We start from the raw sequence: 22311 nt of genomic DNA on the forward strand, positions 1-22311 counted from the left end.
GTCGGATGTTCAGTCTTGTCGATCGAGCAGAGCCGCGTAGAGGGTGAGACCGGGGCCGAACGCCAGCATGACGATGCGCCGAGCCGCAGGCGTCGAGCGGCCCAGCCGGTCCAGGATCAGCAGCACGGTCGGCGACGAGCAGTTGCCATGCTCGTCGAGAGTCGCGCGGGAGGCCGCCAACCCCTCCGGAGGAAGAGCGAGCTCCCGCTCCACCACGTTGAGGATCCTCGGCCCGCCCGGGTGCACCGCCCAACCGTCCACCTCGGAGCTGGTTACGCCGTGCCGGGCCAGCAGGTCGTCCACCAGCCCACGGACGTGCCTTGAGAGCACCTGCGGCACCTTCGGTGACAACCCCATCCGAAAGCCCGCGTCGGTGACGTCCCACGTCATGTGGTCGGCACTCGACGTGTCGGTGACCGAGGTGACCTCGCGTAAGGCGTACCCTCGCCCCCCCGGCACGACCACGGCGGCGACCGCGGCGTCCGAGAAGAGCGCGTGGGAGACGATCTGCTGGGTGTCCACCCGGGCGCTGGACGGCTGGATGTGCAGACTTGTCAGCTCCGCGCAGAGCAGCAGCGCCGGTCGCCCCCGCGCGGTGACGAAGTCACTCGCCGCACCGAGCCCCGGCAGTGCCGCGTAACAGCCCATGTGGCCGATGAACATCCGCTGGGTGTCCGCAGCCATACCGAGATCCCGGGCGAGCAGGATGTCCAGCCCGGGGGTGGCGTACCCGGTGCAGGAGCAGACGATGAACAGCCCGATGTCGCCGGCGCCCAGCCCGGCGGCGGTCAACGCCCGACCAACCGCCTCCTTGCCCAGCGGCAGAGCCTCCACCTGGTACCGGCGCATTCGGCGCTCGGTCGGCCAGTCCGAGACGTCCTCCAGCAGGGGGTTGACCGAGGCCTGCCGGCGGGTCACTCCCGAGTTCGCGAAGATCCGCTGGGCCAACGACCGGGTGGTGCCGGAGAAGTGCCGAGAGAAGAAGCCCTCCCACAACTCGTCCTGCGAAGCAGACGGCGGCTGAGCAATCCCGAGCCCCGCGATCACTGGTACGGACACGATCCCCACCTCTCGTCAGATGCTGTCCTCCCCCTGGCCGACCCACCAGCCACCTCGGCTGGCCTACCTTCCGCGCGAGTCCCGCGAGGTCGGCTCACCAACGCGGTGCCGATCCGTCGCGATCCGGGTCGCCGCCCAGCGCGGCGATGCCGAGCCAGTCGGCGCAGACATCCGACGTGGCCGGGTGCAGCGAGCCGCATCGGGCATCGCGGTAGAGCCGCTCCAACGGATGACCACGCCGGGTCGCCGAGGTGCCCGCCGCCTCCAGCACCGACGCCGCCACCTCGGCGGCCGTGGTGCCGGCGAGCAGCTTTGCCCGCCACACCCAGCGGTTGGTCTCCGCGTCGCCCGGCGTCTCGTCCACTCGACGGGCCGCCTCGGCGACCACCAGTTGCGCAGCCGCCGTCGCCGCGTCCGCCCGACCCAGCCGGGCGCGCACCGCCGGCAGGCCGGCCAGCTTGCGCTCATTGAGATGCTCGACCGCCGCGTCGATCGCAGCCCGGGCGACCCCCACGTAGACGGCCGCGTAGCTCGCCACCAGCCAGTGCGGCATCAGCTGGGCGACCACCAACGCCAGACCCTCGACCCCGCCGAGCAGCCGGCCGGCGGGCACCGTGACGTCCAGGTGCAGGTCATGTGAGGACGTGGCGCGCATGCCGAGCGCGTCCCAGGTCGGCTCCACGGTCAATCCATCGCTGGCCGGCACCAGAAACTGCGAGACCACCGACTGATCGGCCGCGCTGCGTGCCGCCACCAGGTAACCGTCGGCGTGCCCGGCACCGGAACAGAAGGTCTTGCTGCCCTTGAGATGCCAGCCCTCGTCGGTCGCCTCGTAGACCGTGCTCAACTGGGACAGCCGCGCACCGGCGCCGCGCTCGCTCATCGCGACCGCGTACCAGGAGCCCTGCGCGGCCGCGGTGAGCAGGCTGTCCCGGGCCACCAACGCCTCGTCCGGCACGCCCAGCGCCTCGGCCAACTCCTCGGTGACGGCGCCCAGTGCGCCGGTCACCGAGGCGTGCATGTTGAACACCAGGGCCGTCGCGCCGTTGCCCCGGGCAAGCTCAGTGGCCACTGCGGCGTACTCGGCGAAGGTGGCCCCCATGCCTCCCAACGCGCGGGGCACCATCAACCCGAACAGACCAGCGTCCCGCAGGTCACGGAAGTCGTCCGCCGGAAAGGAACCGTCCCGGTCATGCTCTGCGGCCCGCGCGGCGAAACGCGGCGCCAACCGGCGGGCTGCCTCAAGCGCCTGCACCGTCATAACGCCTCCTTCTCCAGTGCCGTACCCCGCGACGGCCCGACTATCCGTTTCGGACCCCCCGGCCCTGGTAGAGCACTGCGGTGGATCGGGTCGGCACGATGCGCGGGGCGCGACCGGCCGACGTCGCACCCGTCCGGGCCACGCGACGCCGCCGCAGCAGCCAGGCAACCAGGCCGCCGGCCTGCGGACGGATGCCGCGCAGCCGCAGGTCGACGCCGTGCCGAGCGCACTCGGCCACCAGCGCCCGAGCGTCCACGAACAACCGCGGATCGTGAATGCCCCGCGGCACCGTCGGCAGCCGCTCAGCGATCCGTACCGCGACGAGCCGGGCCAGCGCCGTGTCGTTCAGGGTGTCCAGCACCAGCAGGCCCCCCGGGCGCAACAGCCGGCACGCCTCGGCCACCACACGCGGCCAGGCCGGCACATGCTCCAGCAGCTCACCTGCGGAGACCACGTCGGCACAACCGTCCGGCAGCGGAACGGCTGTCGCATCGCCCTGCACGACGCACACCCCGTGCTCGGCCGCCTGGGCCAGGGCCGAGCGGGTCACATCCACCCCGACGTGTCGGTAGCCCTTGCCGGACAGGTGCGGCGCGAGCAGACCCGCGCCACAACCCAGATCGACCAGCAGCGCGTCAGGTCGACTCGTCGGCGGCACCAGCGCCGCGCGGGCCGCAGCCAGCCAGTGCAGCATCGCGAACGCGCCATCCGGCCGCCACCACTCACCGGCCAGGTCGTCGTACTGGCGCGGGTCGTTTCGCGGCAGCACCCGAGGCCCGGTGGACGCCGTACCCGCATCCACGTCTCGCATGGCTCCGAGCGTGGCACGACTGCTCGGTAACGACCAGACTTCCCTTATGTCGTCGAGGGTGTTAGGGCTGGTCAGAGCGAGCCATCCAGAACCGGCCGCAGCGGTGACCACGGTGGCCGGTCTACTGGCGTGGGGAGTGGGCCATCGACCGTCCGGAATCGTCTCGGTGGTGCTCGCCGTGCTGGCCAGCCAGCTTGCCGTCGGCTGGACCAACGACGCACTGGACGCCGAACGGGACGCCACTGTGGGCCGTACCGACAAACCGGTCGCCGCCGGCATGGTCGGTCGCCGCACCACGGCCTGGGCCGCCGCGGCGGCCGCGGTGGCCTGTCCGTTGCTGGCGCTGACCACGAACCCGGCGGCGGCGTTCTGGCTGACCGTCGCCCTGGTCTCCGCGCTGCTCTACGACTGGCCGCTCAAGGCCACCGCGTTCTCGGCGCTGCCGTACGCCGTCTCCTTCGGTGCGCTGCCCGCCTTCGTGGTGCTGGCACTGCCCGGTCAGCCGACCCCGCCCGCCTGGCTGTTGGCGGCGGCGGCGTGCCTGGGTGCCGGCGCGCACTTCGCCAACGTGCTGCCCGACCTGGCCGACGACGCTCGGACGGGGGTGCGTGGCCTGCCACATCGGCTGGGTGCCTCCGGGAGCCGTGCGGCGGCGGCCGGGCTGCTTCTCGCGGCGACCGCGGCCCTGGCTCTCGGGCCACCCGGGCCGCCGTCGGCGATCGGGTTGGCGGCGGTCGGCACGGCCGCCGTGGTCCCGCCACTGAGCTGGTACGCCGGGCGCTCGGCGGTCCGGGCGGGCCGGCGGCCGGTGGCGGCCTTCCGGGCGGTGATGCTGGTGGCCCTGATCGACGTGGTCCTGCTGGTGGCGAGCGGTCGGGTGGTGTGAACGGCGCCCGGGTAGGTGGCATTGCCGGGTCCGCGTGCGGACCTCGATCAGCCCCAACTACCCTGGAGCGCGGTCTGCGCGGGTATGGCCACCGTGCCCGGCGTGCGGCCCGGGTGGGGATTGTGACGAGGAGGACCGACGTGACGCGCTCGATCAGGGGATCCCGGCGGGCGGCCCTGTTGCTGTCCGGGATTGCGGCGACCGGCCTGCTGGCGTCCGGATGCGGCACCGGTCAGATCGCCGAGACCGCATTGAAAGAGCCGTCGGTCCAGGGCGTCAACCTCACGACCGACAGCGGTTCCTTCTCGGTGCGCGGCCTGCTTGTCGACTACCCGGGCACCGAGGGCTACCGAGCCGGCCAGGACGCCCCGCTCAGCGCCGTGATCTACAACGACTCCAAGGAGACGGTGACTGTCACCGTCACCACCGAGAGCGCTCGCGAGTTGGTGATCAGCGGCGGCTCGGCGAGCCCGTCGCCGTCCGCCTCGGAGTCCGCCTCCATGAGCCCGACGCCGTCCGGTTCGGCCAGCCCGTCGACCTCGACGTCCCGTTCGGCCAGCCCGTCGGCGACCCCGTCCGAGACCGGGTCGTCCTCGGCGACCCCGTCCGCACCGGAGTCGGCGCGGGCGTCAGGCTCGGCCAGCCCCGCCGCCCCGGGTCAGCCGGCACGGATCGAGCTGGCTCCGCTGAGCTACATCCAGCTCAACTCCGAGGCCACCACCCAGCTCCGGCTGATCGGCCTGACCGAGGCGCTGCGCTCCGGTCAGAACGTCGTCGTGACCTTCGACTTCGGCAACGGCAACACGGTGACCGGCCAGGCGCCGATCGCGGTGCCGCTCACCCCGGCGGCGCCCGCCTCCCCGATCATCGAGCGTGAGGGCGGCTTCGACGAGGGCGGCACGACCCACGAGTGACACGATCTTCGCATCGACCGACACCCCGGCGTGGTGACCACCACGCCGGGGTGTTTTCGTCGTACGCGAGGGCTAGCGTCCTGATGTGACCACCTCCCGATCGACCCCTCCGCGTGGCGGCACGGCCGGTGCCTCCCGTGGTCGGTCCACCACCCGCGAGCCGCGTCCGGCCTACGAGTGCGACGCCTGCGGGCACCAGCCGCCCAAGTGGGTGGGGCGCTGCCCAGAGTGCGGCGAGTGGGGCTCGGTGGTCGAGAGCACGGTGACCGGCCCGACGGTCTCCGGTCGGGTGGTCAGTTCCCGGATGCCGGCCGAGCCGGCCCGCCCGATCGCCACCATCAGCGCCGCACCGGCTCGCGCGCGCCCCACCGGCGTGAGCGAGCTCGACCGGGTGCTCGGCGGCGGCCTGGTCCCCGGTGCCGTGGTGCTGCTCGCCGGCGAGCCGGGCGTGGGCAAGTCGACCCTGCTGCTGGATGTGGCTCAGCAGTGGGCGGTCGGCGCCGGCAGCCCCTCGTTGGTGGTCAGTGGGGAAGAGTCGGTCAGTCAGGTGCGCTTGCGCGCCGAGCGGATGGGCACCCTGCACGACCAGCTCTACCTCGCGGCGGAGAGCGACCTGGCCTCGGTGCTCGGGCACCTCGACGCGGTCAAGCCGGGCCTGCTGGTCCTCGACTCCGTGCAGACCATCTCGACCACCGGCACCGAGGGTGTGCCCGGCGGGGTGACCCAGGTGCGCGCGGTCACCGCCGCGCTGGTCTCGGTCGCCAAGGAGCGGGGCATCGCCACCGTGCTGGTCGGGCACGTCACCAAGGACGGCCAGGTCGCCGGGCCTCGGGTGCTGGAGCACCTGGTCGATGTGGTGCTGCACTTCGAGGGTGACAAGCACTCCTCGCTGCGCCTGGTGCGCGGCATCAAGAACCGGTTCGGCGCGGCCGACGAGGTCGGCTGTTTCGAGATGCACGAGGGCGGCATCAGCAGCCTGGCCGACCCGTCCGGGCTGTTCCTGACCCGCTACGCGGAGCCGGTCCCGGGCACCTGCGTGACCGTGGCCATGGAGGGGCGGCGGGCCCTGGTCACCGAGGTGCAGGCCCTGATCGGCGCGACGGTGGCTGGTTCTCCCCGACGCACCGTCTCCGGCCTCGACTCGGCGCGACTGGCGATGGTGCTCGCGGTGCTGCAACGGCGCACCGAGCGGCTGACCCTGCACGACCGGGAGGTCTTCGCCGCCACGGTGGGCGGCATCCGGGTGGTGGAGCCGGCCGCAGACCTGGCGGTCGCGTTGGCGGTCGCCTCCGGCGGGCTCAACCTGGCCATCGCGCCACACCTGGTGGCGATCGGCGAGGTGGGGCTGACCGGCGAGGTGCGCCGGGTCGGGGCGGTGCCGCGCCGGCTGGCCGAGGCGGCCCGGCTGGGCTTCAAGGTGGCCCTCGTGCCGCCCGGATGTGGCCCGGCCAGCACCGGCGCCGGCCCCGAGCAGATGCGCGTGACCGAGGTCACGGACGTCCGTTCGGCGCTGCACCATGCGGCCCGCGCGTCCGCCGAGTGACCCACTGTGCCGACGGGGATGGCGAAACCGGACAGCACGTCGCAAGCAGGAAACGGGTTGGAAGGGCCGCATCGTGACACATCACAGTAACCACGACAGCACCCAACGCACGACAGTCCGTAGACTGTGCCCGTGCCGACCGACCGCGATACCACCAAGCCAGCCGGCGCGCCGCCCCAGGCCCGCACCGGCGCCGTGGGCTCGCCCGCCCGCCCGATCAGCGTGAGCGTGGCCGCGGGAGCCGCCGGGAGCGCCGGAGACCCGCTGCGGGCCAACCTCGCCCTGATGGCCCCCGGCACCGCCCTGCGCGACGGTCTGGAGCGCATCCTGCGGGGCCGCACCGGCGCGCTCATCGTGCTGGGCTACGACAAGGTCGTCGAGGGCCTGTGCACCGGCGGCTTCCCGCTGGATGTGGAGTTCTCCGCGACCCGCGTACGGGAGCTGTGCAAGATGGACGGCGCCGTCGTGCTCTCCAGCGACGGCACCAGGATCGTCCGGGCGGCCGTGCACCTGATGCCCGACCCGTCCATCCCGACGGAAGAGTCCGGCACCCGGCACCGCACCGCCGAGCGGGTGGCCCGACAGACCGGCTACCCGGTCATCTCGGTCAGCCAGTCCATGCGAATCATCAGCCTCTACGTCAACGGCCAGCGGCACGTGCTCGACGACTCGGCGGCGATCCTCTCCCGAGCCAACCAGGCGCTCGCCACCCTCGAGCGCTACAAGCTCCGGCTGGACGAGGTCTCCGGCACGCTCTCCGCACTCGAGATCGAGGATCTCGTCACCGTGCGGGACGCGGTGGCCGTGGTGCAGCGACTGGAGATGGTTCGCCGGATCGCCGACGAGATCGCCGGGTACGTGGTGGAGCTGGGCACCGACGGCCGTCTGCTGGCCCTGCAACTCGACGAGCTGATGGCCGGCGTGGACGCCGACCGGACGCTGGTCATCCGGGACTACCTCCCGGTCGGCCGCAAGTCGCGCACCCTGGACGAGGCACTGGTCGAGCTGGACCTGCTCGGCGCCACCGAGCTGATCGACCTGGTGTCGGTGGCGAAGGCGATCGGCTACCCGGCCGCATCCGACGCGCTGGACGCCGCAGTCAGCCCTCGCGGCTTCCGGCTGCTGGCAAAGGTGCCCCGGTTGCCGGTGGCGGTTGTCGACCGCCTGGTGGTGCACTTCGGCAGCCTCCAGCGGCTGCTCGGCGCGACCGTGGAGGATCTACAGGCCGTCGAAGGGGTCGGTGACGCGCGGGCCCGCGGCGTCCGTGAAGGGCTGTCCCGGCTCGCCGAGGCATCAATCCTGGAGCGGTACGTCTGACCCGGCTCAGCCGGTGACGGTGAGCTTCACCGGCGCGCTGAGCTTCGTGCCAACCCGGGCAAACACCTCGTACGTCCCAAGCGGTGCGAGCGGCCCCGCGGCCAGCCCGCTGCCGTCGCACCGGCTGGTGTCCCGCCCGTTCCAGGTCACCTCGTAGAAACGCTCCAAGGTCGGCGTGAAGGACTGCGGGTCTGAGCCCTGGGCCTTGCCGCAGGTGTCTGATGACCAGATCTTCTCGGCACCGGACTTGATGAAGATCTCCTGCAGATCGGCACCGACGTTCCGGCTGCACGTCCGTTCAGACGTGTTCTTGATCTTGAGTTGCAGGTCGACCATCGCCCCACGCTGCACCGAGGTTGGAGTCACCACCGAGACCACACGGATCTCCGCGTCGGTGCAGGTGCCGTCGTCCTCCGAACCGGCCGCCGCACCCAGTGGGGGGTCGTTGCTGGTCATCGCGGGGCTCGGGGTCGACGCACCAGGACCAGCGGACGTCGGCGGAGCACCGGTCTGCGGTGTCAGCACCGGGCCGCCCGGACCGGACCCAGAGGGCTCGGCGGACGTCGACGTCGAGGTCGGCGTCGCCCCCGCCTTCGGGCCCCCGTCGGAACGACCCGAGCCGGTGCAGGAGTAGAGCAGGACAATCAGGAAAAGAAGCCCCGCTCCAAGTACGACGACGCGACGCCGCCAGTACACGGCGGGTGGCAGGGGGCCGACCGTCAGACGCATGATGCCCTCCACCGTAGCCGCGCTCTACCCGCCAGTGCGGCGCGACGCGCCGGAGCCACTCCGGGCCGCTTGCTCCACACTCCACACAGGACGGACGCGTGACCGCTCAGAGATAGACCTTGCGCTGATAGACGGCATGCGCACCGGCCACCCGATCCAAAAAGAGCAGCCCCGCACAGTGGTCGATCTCGTGCTGCAACGCCCGCGCCTCGAAGCCGTCGGTCACCAACCGAACCGCCTCGCCGGTGCCCGGCAGGTCGCCCTCCACCACAAGCCGGCTGGCCCGCTTCACGTCCCCAGTCAGGTCCGGCACCGACATGCACCCCTCGCGGCCCGGTTTCCACCGGGTCGCCTCGACCACCCGGGCATTACACAGCACGAAGGTGCCATGCACCGTGACCGCCTTCGGATGCCCGCTCACATCGACGGCGAAGACCCGAACGCCCACCCCGACCTGCGGCGCGGCCAGCCCCACGCAGCCCGGCGAGACCCGCATCGTCGCCACCAGGTCAGCCGCGAGCTGGACCGTCTCCACGGCCGTCGGATCGACCTCGACGGCCGCCCGGCTCAAAACCGGATGTGGGGCCGACACCACCGCCCGCACCACACCCGGCACCACCAGCGACTCCGGTGCCCAATCGCCCAGACCGGCGTACGCCTCGGCGTCCGGCCCGCTCTCCGCCCCCGTCACAACAGATCCGGGTCCGCCGGCCGGAGCGTGACCTCCACGCCCAGCTCGGCAGCCGTCCGGTGCAGCCGGCCGACCAATGTGTCAGCCACAGCCGCCGGCAACTCCACCTCAGCCAGCACCACATAGAGCGAACCAGACAACCGGGTGCTCAGGTCGGTGACATTCCCGCCCGCGTCCACCAGCACCCGGGTCATCGCAGCGACAATGCCCATTCGGTCCGAACCGTGCACCGCCATCACGTACGGCTCACCCGCCGGAGGCACCTCGCCGTCGGGGGTGACCGCGCGTACCGTCGCCAGCAGCTGACCCTCGGCGGCCAGCGGCTCCAGGGCGGCCTCAACCTCGGCGGCGGCCGGCCCGGTGCAGATGAGGGTCATCGCGAAATGCCCCCGCAGCCGCGTCATCGTGCTGTCGGTGAGGTTCGCGCCCAGTCGGGCCAGCACCTCGGCAACATCGGCCACGATGCCCGGCCGGTCCCGACCGATGACGGTGATCGCGAGCTCGTTCATCCGCGCATTCTCTCCGATCCGTCGGCCGCCGCCGTGACACCCCGCCCGAGCCGCCCACCCAGCGGGACCACACCGCGTGACATCATCGACGGCGCCATGACTCAACCCGATTTCGCCACCCTGGTCAGCCGATGGTTCCAGCAGCACGCCCGTGACCTCCCGTGGCGTGCGCCCGGAACCACCCCGTGGGCCATCCTGGTCAGCGAAGTCATGCTCCAGCAGACGCCCGTGGTGCGCGTGGTGCCAGCCTGGCAGGCATGGCTGGCCCGCTGGCCGGAGCCGGCAGCATTGGCGGCGGACACCCCAGCCGAGGCGATCCGGATGTGGGGACGCCTCGGCTATCCCCGTCGTGCAGTCCGGCTGCGGGAATGCGCGCTCGCGATCGTGGACCGACACGGCGGCCAGGTGCCCGACCGGCTGGAGCAACTACTGGCACTGCCGGGGGTCGGCACCTACACGGCGCGGGCCGTAGCGGCCTTCGCGTACGGGCAGCGGCACCCAGTGGTCGACACCAACGTACGCCGAGTGGTCTGCCGGGCCGTGGCCGGCGAGCCCGACGCCGGGCCGGTCACCCGGCCAGCCGACCTGGTCGCCACCGAAGAGCTGCTCCCGGCGGAACCCGCCGCGGCGGCGTTGGCCAGCGCCGCGTTCATGGAACTGGGCGCGGTGATCTGCACAGCCCGGTCACCACGCTGTACGGCCTGCCCGGTCGAGTCGGTCTGCGCGTGGCGTGCCTCCGGCCAGGAGGCCCCAATGGGGCCAACCCGCCGACCCCAGCGGTACGCAGGCACCGACCGACAGGTACGCGGCCTCCTGCTCGGGGTGCTCCGCGAAACCACCGGCCCGGTCCCCCACCAACGGCTGGACCAGGTCTGGACCGATGACGTGCAGCGTGCCCGCGCACTGGCCGGCCTGGTGCAGGACGGGCTGGTCGAACCGGCCGGCACCGATTCCTTCCGCCTCGTCGGTGACGGCCCGTCCCAACCCACCGCGGACCTCACCACCTGACCCACACCCGCCAGACGCGCCCGCCGCGCCACTAGAGCCGCGCCGCTCGGGCCTCGCCGCGCCGTCATGGCCCCGCCACGCCGCCCTGGCCCCGCCGCCCTGGCCCCCGCCACGCCGCCCTGGCCCCCGCCACGCCGCGCCCTGGCCCCGCCACGCCGCGCCCTGGCCCCCGCCACGCCGCCATGGCCCCGGCGCGCCGCGCTCGGCTGCCCGCGGGGACCCGGCTGTCACTCGCGATGATCGACTCCAGGTCGGCGACATTGGGGCATCCCGGCAGCGAGAAACCACCACATCGCCGACCTGGTGTCGATCACGCCCACCTCGACCGCCGCGAACCACCCACGCGCACCCACCACCCACAAGATCGACACCAGATCGGCGACATGGGGGCATCCCCAGAGGGCGAGAAACCACCACATCGCCGACCTCGTGTCGATCACCCCAACCACCCCGACCGACACATCACCCACACCCACCACCAGCCGCCGAGATCGACACCAGGTCGGCGACATGGGGGCATCCCGACAGCGGAACACCACCACATCGCCGACCTGGTGTCGATCACGCTCGCCTTGGTCAACGGGCCAGCTGAACACGCCCGCCTCGACCGACGAACCAGCTCACCACGCCCGCCTCGACCGACGAACCAGCTCACCACGCCCGCCTCGACCGACGAACCAGCTGATCACGCTCGCCTTGGCGGCTGCGCCAGCTGGTCTGGCAGTAGGTGCCAAAAAAGGGCGGGTCCGATGGCGCTCGCGCCACCGGACCCGCCCTTTGACTGGTCGTGCTACTCGTCCGCGCCCGCGACGGCGGTGCCAGCGGCAGTGCCACCGAGGTCGGCCGGCACGGCGTCCGGAACTTCGACAGGCTTTTCCGCGCCCCGGAAGACGAGCTTGGACTTGTCGATGTCGTTCGGGTCGCCCTCGCAGTCCACCACGACGATCTGACCCGGGGTCAGCTCGTTGAACAGGATCCGCTCGGAGAGGTTGTCCTCGATGTCGCGCTGGATCGTGCGACGAAGCGGACGGGCACCGAGCACCGGGTCGAAGCCCTTCGCGGCCAAGTACTTCTTGGCGTTGTCGGTCAGCTCCAAGCCCATGTCCTTGTTGCGCAGCTGGCCCTCGATCCGCTGGATCATGATGTCCACGATCGAGAGGATCTCGGTCTGACGCAGCTGGTGGAAGACGATGGTGTCGTCGATCCGGTTGAGGAACTCAGGCCGGAAGTGCTGCTTGAGCTCGTCGTTGACCTTCTGCTTCATCCGGTCGTAGTTGGACTCGGAGTCCTCCGACTGCTGGAAGCCCAGCGACACCGCCTTGGCGACGTCACGGGTGCCCAGGTTGGTGGTCAGGATGATGACCGTGTTCTTGAAGTCCACGATCCGGCCCTGACCGTCGGTGAGCCGACCGTCCTCGAGGATCTGCAGGAGCGTGTTGAACACGTCCGGGTGGGCCTTCTCGATCTCGTCGAAGAGGACCACCGAGAACGGCCGACGCCGCACCTTCTCGGTCAGCTGCCCGCCCTCGTCGTAACCGACGTAGCCGGGAGGGGCACCCACGAGCCGGGAGACCGTGTAGCGGTCGTGGAACTCGGACATGTCCAGCTGGATGAGGGCATCCTCGCTGCCGAAGAGGAACTCGGCGAGCGCCTTGGACAGCTCGGTCTTACCGACACCGGACGGGCCGGCGAAGATGAACGAGCCCGACGGGCGCTTCGGGTCCTTCAGGCCGGCCCGGGTACGCCGGATCGCCTTCGAGACCGCCTTGACCGCGTCCTCCTGGCCGATGACGCGCTTGTGCAGCTCGTCCTCCATGCGCAGCAGGCGCGAGGTCTCCTCCTCGGTCAGCTTGTAGACCGGGATGCCGGTCCAGTTGCCGAGCACCTCGGCGATCTGCTCGTCGTCGACCTCGCTGACGACGTCCAGGTCACCGGCCTTCCACTCCTTCTCCCGCTGAGCCTTCTGGCCAAGGAGCTGCTTCTCCTTGTCGCGCAGCTGGGCGGCACGCTCGAAGTCCTGAGCGTCGATCGCGGACTCCTTGTCGCGACGCACCTGGGCGATGCGCTCGTCGAAGTCACGCAGGTCTGGCGGCGCGGTCATCCGACGGATCCGCATCCGGGCGCCAGCCTCGTCGATCAGGTCGATCGCCTTGTCCGGCAGGAAGCGGTCGGAGATGTAGCGATCGGCCAGAGTCGCGGCTGCCACGAGGGCTGCGTCGGTGATGCTCACCCGGTGGTGCGCCTCGTAGCGGTCACGCAGGCCCTTGAGGATCTCGATGGTGTGCGCCAGCGACGGCTCACCCACCTGGATCGGCTGGAACCGGCGCTCGAGAGCGGCGTCCTTCTCGAGGTGCTTGCGGTATTCGTCAAGGGTGGTGGCACCGATGGTCTGCAGCTCACCACGGGCCAGCATCGGCTTGAGGATGCTCGCTGCGTCGATCGCGCCCTCGGCGGCACCCGCACCCACCAGGGTGTGGATCTCGTCGATGAACAGGATGATGTCGCCCCGAGTGCGGATCTCCTTGAGCACCTTCTTGAGGCGCTCCTCGAAGTCACCGCGGTAACGGGAACCAGCGACGAGTGCACCGAGGTCGAGCGTGTAGAGCTGCTTGTCCTTGAGAGTCTCGGGCACCTCGCCCTTGATGATCTTCTGGGAAAGCCCCTCCACCACGGCGGTCTTACCGACGCCGGGCTCACCGATCAGGACCGGGTTGTTCTTGGTACGGCGGGAGAGCACCTGCATGACCCGCTCGATTTCCTTCTCGCGCCCGATGACCGGGTCGAGCTTGCCCTCGCGGGCGGCCTGAGTCAGGTTGCGGCCGAACTGGTCCAGCACCAGGCTGGTCGACGGCGCGGCCTCACCCGGCGCGGCACCCGCCGCAGCGGGCTCCTTGCCCTGGTAGCCGGAGAGCAGCTGGATCACCTGCTGGCGGACCCGGTTGAGGTCGGCGCCGAGCTTGACCAGCACCTGGGCGGCAACGCCCTCGCCCTCACGGATCAGCCCGAGCAGGATGTGCTCGGTGCCGATGTAGTTGTGGCCGAGCTGCAGCGCCTCGCGCAGCGACAGCTCCAGCACCTTCTTGGCCCGCGGCGTGAACGGAATGTGCCCGCTCGGCGCCTGCTGACCCTGGCCGATGATCTCCTCGACCTGCTGGCGGACGCCCTCCAGGGAGATGCCGAGGCTCTCCAGGGCCTTCGCCGCGACGCCTTCACCTTCGTGGATCAGGCCCAGCAGGATGTGTTCCGTACCGATGTAGTTGTGGTTGAGCATCCGGGCCTCTTCTTGGGCCAGGACGACAACCCGTCGCGCTCGGTCGGTGAACCGCTCGAACATGCCCTCGTGCTCCTCACGTGCCGTGCGCCTTGATGGTCAAGATCTTGGCGGGGCCGGTGCACGAACGTCCGGGACGGGCGTCCGTGCCTCCTTACTCTATCGTCGCTGACCGACTCAGCTGAGGTCGTGTGTCTCTGCTCGGGGTCGGTTCCACGTTGTTTTGGACAACCGTCCGCGCTCAGGAGGTGTTCCGGTAGTCCTGTCGCTACGCGCAGAGCGAAATCCGACTGGCGCGACGAAAGCCAAATCCCGCCTCCGGAAGCGTTCCGGAGGGCTCGGGGAGGGCGGACCAGCGGTCTCGACGACCGCCGCACCCCACCCTGCGGGAGGTTATCCACAGGCTGTGGATAGCTGTTCCACTGGTTGTGGACAACGCCGGTCGGCACGGAATGCTTCCCGGCCCCCGGACGCGTCCGATCGGGGCCGGTCGCGGACACGGCGACGCCGGCCCGGAGAACTACTCCGGCCCGGCGTCGGTGTCGCCTGCGGTGGCGTCAGCCACCCAGCTGCTGACGAATCAGCGCTTTGCGTGGTACTCGTCGACGATCTCCTGCGGGATACGACCCCGGTCCGAGATGTCCTTGCCGGCCTTCTTGGCCCACTCCCGGATCGCCTTGTTCTGTTCCCGATCGGCGGTCGCGCCGCCCCGACCGCGGGCAGCCCGCCCACCGATCACCACGCCGCCCCGGCCAACCTTCGTGCCGGCGCCCACGTACGAGGCGAAAGCGTCGCGCAATTTCGAGGCGTTGGCACTCGACAGGTCGATCTCATACTGAACGCCGTCGAGGGCGAACTTGACGGTCTCGTCAGCGTCCCCGCCGTCCAGGTCATCGACCAGCTTGTGAATGATCTGCTTGGCCACGTCCCACATTCCTTTCGAGCAGGGCGCTCCTGCTAATGAGAGCACAATAACCCGCGTGCCGCTCACCACGTCAATAGGATGCCGTTACGGCTCGGCGCGAGCCGGGCGAGACTACTCCGGGCGGACCAGCGGGAAGAGGATCGTTTCCCGAATTCCGAGCCCGGTCAGGGCCATCAACAGCCGATCGATTCCCATTCCCATACCGCCGGCCGGCGGCATTCCATACTCCATCGCCCGGAGAAAGTCCTCGTCGAGACGCATCGCCTCGACGTCGCCGCGGGCCGCCAGCTGCGCCTGGGCCACCAGCCGCTCACGCTGCACGACCGGGTCGACCAGCTCGGAGTACGCGGTGCCCAGCTCGAAGCCGAGCACGTAGAGGTCCCACTTTTCGGCCAGCCCCGGCTCGCTGCGGTGGGCCCGGGTGAGCGGGCTGGTCTCCTCCGGGTAGTCCCGCACGAAGGTGGGTGCTTCCAGGCCGGGGACGACCAGTTCCTCGAACAGTTCCTCGGCCAGCTTGCCCGGGCCCCACTTCGGGTCCACGGCCAATCCCACCTTGTCCGCGTACTCCACCAGGCGGGATCGTTCGGTGCGGACCGTGACCTCCTCGCCGAGTGCCTCGGAAAGCACGCCGAACAGCGTCACGGACCGCCACTCGCCGCCCAGGTCGAACTCCCGCCCGTCGGCGTGGGTCACCACCATCGAGCCGCTGACGGCGATCGCCGCCTGTTGCACGAGATTGCGGGTCAACTCGGCCATCGTGTCGTAGTCGCCGTACGCCTGGTACGTCTCCAGCATCGCGAACTCCGGCGAGTGCGAAGAGTCGATACCCTCATTACGGAAGTTGCGGTTGATCTCGAAGACGCGGTCGACGCCACCGACGACGGCGCGCTTGAGAAACAGTTCCGGAGCGATTCGCAGATACAGATCAGTGTTCAACGCATTGCTGTGGGTCACGAACGGTCGGGCCGCCGCACCACCATGCAGCAGTTGCAACATCGGCGTTTCCACCTCGATGAAGCCCTGCCCGTGCAATGAATCACGCAGACTGCGGACCGCGGCGGCGCGAGTACGGACCATCTCCCGTGCCTGTGGCCGGACGATCAGGTCGACGTAACGCTGCCGGACGCGGGCCTCCTCGGAGAGCGGCTTGTGCGCCACCGGCAGCGGTCGCAGCGCCTTGGCGGTCATCTCCCACTGCTGCGCCAACACCGACAGCTCACCCCGGCGGCTGGTGATGACCTCACCAGTGACGCCGACATGGTCACCGAGGTCGACCAGGCGCTTCCATGCCTCCAACCGCTCCGGACCGACCCGGTCCAGGGAGAGCATCGCCTGCAACTCGGTGCCGTCACCGTCGCGTAGAGTCGCGAAGCAGAGCTTGCCCGTGTTGCGTACGAAGATCACTCGGCCGGTGACGGCGACCTGGTCGCCGGTCGCGGTGTCGGTCGGCAGGTCGGCGTAGCCCGCCCGGACCTGCGCCAGGGTGGCCGTACGGGCGAAGCCGACCGGGTAGGGCTCGACGCCCTCGGCAAGCATCCGGTCCCGCTTCTCCCGGCGGACCTTCATCTGCTCGGGAAGGTCGTCGGCGGGGTCCACTGGCACGGCGTTCTGCTCGCTCACGGCACGCTTCCTCGTCAAGGGAGATACAGGGGGTCAGGCCCGAGCGTACTCAAGCGTCCCGGGGGCTGTTAGCGGATAACCTGCCCGTCATGGTCGATCACACTCATGCCCTCTCCTTCGGCGCCGCAGCGAGCGATTATGACCGGTTTCGTCCCCGTTATCCGGAAGCCGCCCTCCGCTGGGCTCTCGATGGGCTGAGCAAGGCCGAGGTCGTCGACCTCGGCGCGGGCACCGGCATCCTGACCCGCGCGCTGCTGGCCCTGGGCCACCAGGTCGTACCCGTCGAGCCCGATCCGGGGATGCGGACGCAACTCGCGGACGCAACGCCGGGCACGAGGGCGCTCGCGGGCAGCGCCGAGGCCGTGCCGCTGACCGACGGTGCGGCGGACGCGGTGCTGGCCGGCACGGCCTACCACTGGTTCGACCGGGAGCCCGCGCATGCCGAGATCGCCCGGGTGCTCCGACCCGGCGGCACCTTCGCCCCGATCTGGAACGTTCGGGACGACCGGGTCGACTGGGTCGCGGAGCTGAGCCGGATCGCCGACATACGCGACAAAGCCGGTGACATCGCCGAGAAGTACGCGGACTTCGGCCCCGCGTTCGGCCCGGTCGAGCTGCGCGAATTCACCCACCGCACCACGCTCACCCCGGACGAGGTGCTCGGCATGATCCGTACTCGCTCGTACTGGCTCACCGCCTCCGCCGAGGATCAGCAGCGGGTCGAGCGGGAGTTGGCCGAACTCCTGGACACCCACCCCGCCCTGGCCGGCCGAGGAACCGTCGACTTGCCGTACCGGACGATGGTCCTGCGCGCCCGGCGGCGCTGAAGTCCGCGCGCGGTCAGAGGTTGCGGTCGTAGACCATGCGCAGGCCGATCAGCGTGATCATCGGCTCGTGGTGGGTGATGGTGCGGCACTCGTTGATCACCAGGGAGGCCAGGCCACCGGTGGCGATCACCGCCTTCACCTCGCCCAACTCCTCGGTCATCCGCTCGACGATCCGGTCCACCTGCCCGGCGAAGCCGAAGTACAGGCCGGCCTGAAGGCACTCCACAGTGTTCTTGCCGATCACCGAGCGGGGCTTGGTGGCCTCGACCTTGCGCAGCTGAGCGGCCCGGGCGGCAAGCGCGTCGAAGGAGATCTCGATGCCCGGGGCGAACGCCCCGCCGAGGAACTCGCCCCGCCCGCTGATGACGTCGAAGTTGGTGGTGGTGCCAAAGTCCACCACGATCGACGGCCCGCCATAGAGGGTGTACGCGGCCAGCGTGTTCACCACCCGGTCGGCGCCCACCTCCTTCGGGTTGTCGATCGCCAACTGCACCCCGGTCCGCACGCCCGGCTCAACGATGACGCTGGGCAGGTCGGCGTAGTAGCGGTCGAGCATGGTGCGCAGCGACCGCAGTGCAGCCGGCACCGTGGAGCAGGCAGCCACACCGGTGATCTCGACGTTGTCCCCGGCGAGCAGGCCCCGGAACATCAGGCCCAACTCGTCAGCCGTCGAGCGGGCATCGGTCTTGATCCGCCAGGAGTGCACCAGCTTGTCGCCGTCGAAGGTCGCCAGCACGGTGTTGGTGTTTCCGATGTCGATGCAGAGCAGCACGCACGCAGCCTAGACAACCAGGGCGCCCTACTCGCTGCGCAGGTCCAGCGCGATGTCCAGGATCGGCGACGAGTGGGTCAACGCACCCACCGAGAGGAAGTCGACGCCGGTGGCGGCGTACCGGCCCGCGACCTCCAGGGTCAGCCCGCCGGTCGCCTCCAACTCCGCCCGGTCACCCACCGCGGCCACCGCCTCGGCCAACACCTCCGGCGTCATGTTGTCGCAGAGCAGGAAATCCGCCCCGGCCTCCACCGCCTCCACCGCCTCGTCGACCGTGGTCACCTCGACCTGCACCGGCACCTCCGGGAACGCCTCCCGAACCCGCCGGTACGCCGCAGTAATGCCCCCGGCCGCCAGCTTGTGGTTGTCCTTGATCATGGCGACGTCGTAGAGGCCCATCCGCTTGTTGGTGCCCCCGCCGGCTCGCACCGCGTACTTCTCCAGCGCCCGCAGGCCCGGCGTCGTCTTGCGGGTGTCCAGCACCATCGCCTTCGTGCCAGCCAACGCATCCGCCCAGGCGCGGGTGTGGGTGGCCACCCCGGACATCCGGCAGAGCAGGTTGAGCGCCGTCCGCTCGGCCGTCAGCAGCAGCCGGGTCGGGCCGGTCACCGTCGCCAGCACCGCGCCGCGCACCACCCGCTCGCCGTCGCGGGCCACCACCGACACCTCGACGGTACGACCGAAGCCGGTCACCTCGCCCACCAACTCGAACACGGCGGCGGCCACGGCCATGCCGGCCACCACACCATCCGCGCGGGCCACCAGGTCAGCGGTGTCGCTCTGCTCCGCCGGAATGGTGGCCACGCTCGTGACGTCCAGGAAATCCGGGCCAAGATCCTCGACCAGCGCGGTCTCGATCACCTGCCGCACCTGCTCCGGATCCAGCCCGGCCGCCCGCAAAGCCGCCTGCGTCGACTCCGTCATGATGATCGCCCCTCCCAGTGCTGACCAATCCGACCCTGTGCCCCGACCGACCCGACCAGGTGGCCCAGCCACCGCTCGTCGGCCGTCGGAAAGTCCTCCCGCCAGTGGCAGCCCCGGGTCTCGCCGCGTGCGTACGCGGCAGCAACCAGCGTCGACGCCACCGTGAGCAGGTTGGTCGCCTCCCAGTCGGCGGTCCGCGGCCGACCCCGGGCAGCGCCCAGCTCACTCAGCGTCCCAGCCGTCCCGGCCAGCGTCGCCGCAGACCGGAGCACGCCGGCCCCCCGGGTCATCGCCCGTTGCAGGATCGGCGTCACCTCCGCAGGCAGCACCCAGCCCGCGCCCCCGCGCCAGGCACCGGTGTCCGCTGGCTGAACCTGCTCGGGCAGGCCAGCCGCGATGTCCTCGGCGATCCGCCGGGAGAAGACCAGCCCCTCCAGCAGCGAGTTGCTGGCCAGCCGGTTCGCGCCGTGCACACCCGTGCAGGCCACCTCACCGCAGGCGTACAGGCCGGGGATGGAGGTGCGGCCGCGCAGGTCGGTGCGGACGCCGCCGGAGGCGTAGTGGGCGGCCGGCGCCACCGGAATGAGGTCGGTCGCCGGGTCCACGCCGATCGCCAGGCAGGACGCCACGATGGTGGGGAACCTCCCGGCCAGGAAGTCCCCACCCAGGTGCCGCGCGTCGAGGAAGACGTGGTCCGCGCCGGTGGCCAGCAACACCCGGTGGATGCCCTTGGCCACCACGTCCCGAGGTGCCAGCTCAGCCAACTCGTGCTGGCCCACCATGAACCGCTTGCCGTCGGCATCCACCAGGTACGCGCCCTCGCCGCGCAGCGCCTCGGAGACCAGCGGCTGCTGCGCGTGCCCCGCCCCGGGCACTCCCGCGCCGGGCGGGGTGATCAGGGCTGTCGGGTGGAACTGGACGAACTCCACGTCGGTCACCGCCGCGCCGGCCCGCATCGCCAGCGCCACCCCGTCGCCGGTCGAGACGGCCGGGTTGGTGGTGGCCGCGAAGATCTGCCCCATCCCGCCAGTGGCGAGCACCACCGCCCGGGCCAGCAGCGCACCGACGCCGTCCTCGCTGCCCTCACCGAGCACGTGCAGGGTGATTCCGCAGGCCGGACCGAGGCCGTCCGGGCCATCGCCCGGGGCTCGCAGCAGGTCGAGAACCAGGGCGTGTTCGACAAGCCGGATCCACGGGTCGCGCTGCACCGCGTCGTGCAGGGCCCGCTGCACCTCCGCGCCCGTGGCGTCCCCACCGGCGTGCACGATCCGGTCCGCGCGGTGCCCGCCCTCGCGGGTCAGCATCAGGGAGCCGTCCGGGTGGCGATCGAACTCGGCGCCGATGCGCATCAGCTCCCGTAGCCGGGTCGGGCCCTCCTCGACCAGCACCCGGACCGCCGCCGGGTCGCAGAGCCCGACCCCCGCGATCTCGGTGTCGCGGGCATGCGCCGCCGGGGTGTCCGTCGGGTCGAGCACCGCGGCGATGCCGCCCTGCGCCCATCGGGTCGAACCATCGTCGATATTGACCTTGGTGACCACCGTGACGTGCAGGCCCGCCTCACGCAGGTGCAGCGCCGCGGTCAACCCGGCCACCCCGGAACCCACCACGATCACGTCGGTGGTCTCCACCCAGCCGGGCGCGGGCGCGGCCAGCAACGCGGGCAGGGCCGGCAGGTCGACGGTGGGAAGGTCCATTCCCCCAGTCAACCCGAACCATCCTCGCTCGGGGCGGCGGGGGCGGGACGAGTGTTTTCGGCGACCCCGTCCGGCACTGCCCGCGCCGTGCCGAGCGTCTGCCCGTGGTCACTTCGTCCGGACCGGTAGGCCAGCCGGGCCAGCGCCCTTCAGCGAGGCGGTCACCGTACGGTTGCTGAGCCACAGGTAGCAGCGGATGCCCCGGTCACCGACCCGCCAGCGCCCCGCACCCGGCGGGCGGACCACCACACCGCTACGAAAACGCAGATCGGCGTCGTCCGGCACACCCACGTACCGGCCGAGGATGCTTCGACAACCGTTGTAGAGCGGAGCCCAGTCGGAGTCCCGATTCGGGTACGCCATGTCCGGTGCACGCCACACCCCGACGAACTCGGCGTCGTGCTGTTGAGCGCACTCCACCGGAACCAGCGTCTGCACGCCCCCGGCCGCGCCACGGGTCTGTTGGCAACCGAGCCGCAGCCCGGCAGCCCCCTTCAACGCGTCCCGCAGACTGCCCGACCGGACCACAACGGTGGCCGCAGCTTCGACCGTGGTCAGCTCGGTGAGGTCGCACCGGAACCAACGGGAACCCGCCGCCCAGCCCGGCCCGGAGGGCAGCGCCACCGACAGCCGAAGCCGGCCGGCCCGCCAGTCGTCGCCCACGTAGCCGGTCGCCCGGGTGTCGCACTCGGCGAACGCGCCCCGCAACTCCGCCGAGCCACCCGCCGGGGCACTCGCCCGCTCGACCGGGAACGCCCCCACATGCACGGTCTCCACCCGGTGCGGGCCGGCGCAGTCCACCGGCTCATAGCTGGCCAGGGTGACCACATCCATGAAATCGGCGGCCTGACACACGCCGGCGGCCGGGGTGAACGCCGACGGTGGCGGCAGCGCCGCCCAGTCGTCGGTCAGGTCACCATCCAGATCACCGGAGCCGGCACAGCCCACCAGCAGCACTGCCGTCACGGCAGCGGCGAACAGGGTCGTCGTGGCACTGCGCATATAGCGGCCTCCCCCAGCCACCCGCCAGCTTCCGCCGGCGCGCCAAGGGTAACCGGAAATGACCTTCTGGTGACAGACCGGAATCGCGTCGCGCGAGATCAGACTCCGGACACAGCCAGCGGGCTGGGCACCGGGTCACCGACCATGCCGGGCGCCACCGCAGCCGCGTCAGCGCCCAACTCGATCACCCGGTTGTCGGCGTTCACGTGGACCACCCGCGGCCGGTACGACCGGGCCTCGGCGTCGTCCATCTGCCCATACGAGATCAGGATGACCAGGTCACCGGGGTGCACCAGGTGCGCGGCGGCACCGTTGATGCCGATCACACCGCTGCCCCGCTCGCCCGGGATCACGTACGTCTCCAGCCGGGCACCGTTGGTGATGTCCACGATCGCCACCTGCTCGCCGGGGAGCAGGTCGGCGGCGTCGAGCAGGTCCTCGTCCACCGTCACCGAACCGACGTAGTGCAGGTCGGCCTGGGTCACCGTGGCCCGGTGGATCTTCGACTTGAGCATGGTCCGCAGCATTGGGGTGGCCTTTCGCGGGAG

At 70.9% G+C, this 22311-nt stretch carries 21 protein-coding genes; 6 read left to right on the forward strand and 15 right to left on the reverse strand.

The window, feature by feature from the left end; all coding sequences use genetic code 11:
• Nucleotides 1-9: 9 nt before the first annotated feature.
• From ACLQ28_RS19130 to ACLQ28_RS19140, 3 genes are all read right to left on the reverse strand, one after another.
• A complete protein-coding gene (locus ACLQ28_RS19130; protein WP_425687641.1) occupies nucleotides 10-1059 on the reverse strand; it encodes a type III polyketide synthase in 1050 nt (349 codons plus the stop codon).
• Between the two features lie 94 nt (nucleotides 1060-1153).
• On the reverse strand, nucleotides 1154-2320 hold the full coding sequence (locus ACLQ28_RS19135; RefSeq protein WP_425687642.1) for an acyl-CoA dehydrogenase family protein: 1167 nt from the start codon (nucleotides 2318-2320) through the stop codon (nucleotides 1154-1156).
• Nucleotides 2321-2360: 40 nt separating this feature from the next.
• Nucleotides 2361-3131 carry a methyltransferase domain-containing protein gene (locus ACLQ28_RS19140; RefSeq protein ID WP_425687643.1) on the reverse strand — a complete coding sequence of 257 codons (771 nt, stop codon included), beginning with the start codon at nucleotides 3129-3131 and terminating at the stop codon, nucleotides 2361-2363.
• Nucleotides 3132-3177: 46 nt separating this feature from the next.
• Here ACLQ28_RS19140 and ACLQ28_RS19145 point away from each other — a divergent pair, with 46 nt between their 5' ends.
• The 4 genes from ACLQ28_RS19145 (at nucleotide 3178) to disA (ending at nucleotide 7791) form a co-directional block, all read left to right on the forward strand.
• Nucleotides 3178-4017, forward strand: a complete 840-nt coding sequence (locus tag ACLQ28_RS19145) for a UbiA family prenyltransferase (protein WP_425687644.1) — start codon at nucleotides 3178-3180, stop codon at nucleotides 4015-4017.
• 140 nt (nucleotides 4018-4157) lie between these two features.
• Nucleotides 4158-4931: a hypothetical protein gene (locus ACLQ28_RS19150; RefSeq protein ID WP_425687645.1), complete on the forward strand. Its 774-nt coding sequence runs from the start codon at nucleotides 4158-4160 to the stop codon at nucleotides 4929-4931.
• An 85-nt stretch (nucleotides 4932-5016) separates the two neighbouring features.
• Nucleotides 5017-6474 carry a DNA repair protein RadA gene (gene radA / locus ACLQ28_RS19155; protein ID WP_425687646.1) on the forward strand — a complete coding sequence of 486 codons (1458 nt, stop codon included), beginning with the start codon at nucleotides 5017-5019 and terminating at the stop codon, nucleotides 6472-6474.
• Between the two features lie 132 nt (nucleotides 6475-6606).
• Nucleotides 6607-7791, forward strand: a complete 1185-nt coding sequence (gene disA, locus ACLQ28_RS19160; protein WP_425687647.1) for a DNA integrity scanning diadenylate cyclase DisA — start codon at nucleotides 6607-6609, stop codon at nucleotides 7789-7791.
• Between the two features lie 6 nt (nucleotides 7792-7797).
• On the opposite strand, the gene ACLQ28_RS19165 is transcribed toward disA, so the two are convergent.
• From ACLQ28_RS19165 to ACLQ28_RS19175, 3 genes are all read right to left on the reverse strand, one after another.
• A complete protein-coding gene (locus tag ACLQ28_RS19165; RefSeq protein ID WP_425687648.1) occupies nucleotides 7798-8520 on the reverse strand; it encodes a hypothetical protein in 723 nt (240 codons plus the stop codon).
• A 106-nt stretch (nucleotides 8521-8626) separates the two neighbouring features.
• Nucleotides 8627-9211, reverse strand: coding sequence for a peptide deformylase (locus ACLQ28_RS19170; RefSeq protein ID WP_425687649.1), 585 nt, complete (start codon nucleotides 9209-9211; stop codon nucleotides 8627-8629).
• Nucleotides 9208-9720 (reverse strand): glycine cleavage system protein R, encoded by a 513-nt coding sequence (locus tag ACLQ28_RS19175; protein WP_425687650.1) that lies wholly within the window; start codon nucleotides 9718-9720, stop codon nucleotides 9208-9210. Before ACLQ28_RS19175 ends, ACLQ28_RS19170 begins: the two co-directional genes overlap by 4 nt.
• A 96-nt stretch (nucleotides 9721-9816) precedes the next feature.
• On the opposite strand from ACLQ28_RS19175, the gene ACLQ28_RS19180 reads away from it, so the two are divergent.
• The gene (locus tag ACLQ28_RS19180; protein WP_425687651.1) at nucleotides 9817-10728 is read left to right on the forward strand and encodes an A/G-specific adenine glycosylase; all 912 of its coding nucleotides are present in this window, start codon (nucleotides 9817-9819) and stop codon (nucleotides 10726-10728) included.
• Between the two features lie 227 nt (nucleotides 10729-10955).
• Here ACLQ28_RS19180 and ACLQ28_RS19185 read toward each other — a convergent pair whose 3' ends face one another.
• The 4 genes from ACLQ28_RS19185 to lysS all read right to left on the reverse strand — a co-directional run bounded on the left by ACLQ28_RS19185 (nucleotide 10956) and on the right by lysS (nucleotide 16544).
• Nucleotides 10956-11324, reverse strand: a complete 369-nt coding sequence (locus ACLQ28_RS19185; RefSeq protein ID WP_425687652.1) for a hypothetical protein — start codon at nucleotides 11322-11324, stop codon at nucleotides 10956-10958.
• A 194-nt stretch (nucleotides 11325-11518) separates the two neighbouring features.
• Nucleotides 11519-14062 carry an ATP-dependent Clp protease ATP-binding subunit gene (locus ACLQ28_RS19190; RefSeq protein WP_425687653.1) on the reverse strand — a complete coding sequence of 848 codons (2544 nt, stop codon included), beginning with the start codon at nucleotides 14060-14062 and terminating at the stop codon, nucleotides 11519-11521.
• 517 nt (nucleotides 14063-14579) lie between these two features.
• Nucleotides 14580-14924, reverse strand: a complete 345-nt coding sequence (locus ACLQ28_RS19195; RefSeq protein WP_425687779.1) for a histone-like nucleoid-structuring protein Lsr2 — start codon at nucleotides 14922-14924, stop codon at nucleotides 14580-14582.
• A gap of 111 nt (nucleotides 14925-15035) precedes the next feature.
• Nucleotides 15036-16544 (reverse strand): lysine--tRNA ligase, encoded by a 1509-nt coding sequence (gene lysS / locus ACLQ28_RS19200; RefSeq protein ID WP_425687654.1) that lies wholly within the window; start codon nucleotides 16542-16544, stop codon nucleotides 15036-15038.
• Between the two features lie 89 nt (nucleotides 16545-16633).
• On the opposite strand from lysS, the gene ACLQ28_RS19205 reads away from it, so the two are divergent.
• The gene (locus ACLQ28_RS19205; RefSeq protein ID WP_425687655.1) at nucleotides 16634-17371 is read left to right on the forward strand and encodes a class I SAM-dependent methyltransferase; all 738 of its coding nucleotides are present in this window, start codon (nucleotides 16634-16636) and stop codon (nucleotides 17369-17371) included.
• Nucleotides 17372-17384: 13 nt separating this feature from the next.
• Here the strand turns inward: ACLQ28_RS19205 and ACLQ28_RS19210 are convergent, their stop codons facing one another.
• The 5 genes from ACLQ28_RS19210 to panD all read right to left on the reverse strand — a co-directional run bounded on the left by ACLQ28_RS19210 (nucleotide 17385) and on the right by panD (nucleotide 22290).
• Nucleotides 17385-18143, reverse strand: coding sequence for a type III pantothenate kinase (locus ACLQ28_RS19210; protein WP_425687656.1), 759 nt, complete (start codon nucleotides 18141-18143; stop codon nucleotides 17385-17387).
• 27 nt (nucleotides 18144-18170) lie between these two features.
• The gene (nadC, locus tag ACLQ28_RS19215; protein ID WP_425687657.1) at nucleotides 18171-19067 is read right to left on the reverse strand and encodes a carboxylating nicotinate-nucleotide diphosphorylase; all 897 of its coding nucleotides are present in this window, start codon (nucleotides 19065-19067) and stop codon (nucleotides 18171-18173) included.
• Complete coding sequence (locus ACLQ28_RS19220; protein ID WP_425687658.1) at nucleotides 19064-20761, reverse strand: L-aspartate oxidase; 1698 nt, start codon at nucleotides 20759-20761, stop codon at nucleotides 19064-19066. Before ACLQ28_RS19220 ends, nadC begins: the two co-directional genes overlap by 4 nt.
• Nucleotides 20762-20869: 108 nt before the next feature.
• Entirely contained in the window at nucleotides 20870-21763 is an 894-nt protein-coding gene (locus tag ACLQ28_RS19225; RefSeq protein ID WP_425687659.1) for a septum formation family protein, read from the reverse strand.
• A 98-nt stretch (nucleotides 21764-21861) separates the two neighbouring features.
• Nucleotides 21862-22290, reverse strand: coding sequence for an aspartate 1-decarboxylase (gene panD / locus ACLQ28_RS19230; protein ID WP_425687660.1), 429 nt, complete (start codon nucleotides 22288-22290; stop codon nucleotides 21862-21864).
• Between the last annotated feature and the right edge of the window lie 21 nt (nucleotides 22291-22311).

The sequence above is a fragment of the Micromonospora sp. DT201 genome, from assembly GCF_049841575.1.
Taxonomy (GTDB): domain Bacteria; phylum Actinomycetota; class Actinomycetes; order Mycobacteriales; family Micromonosporaceae; genus Micromonospora.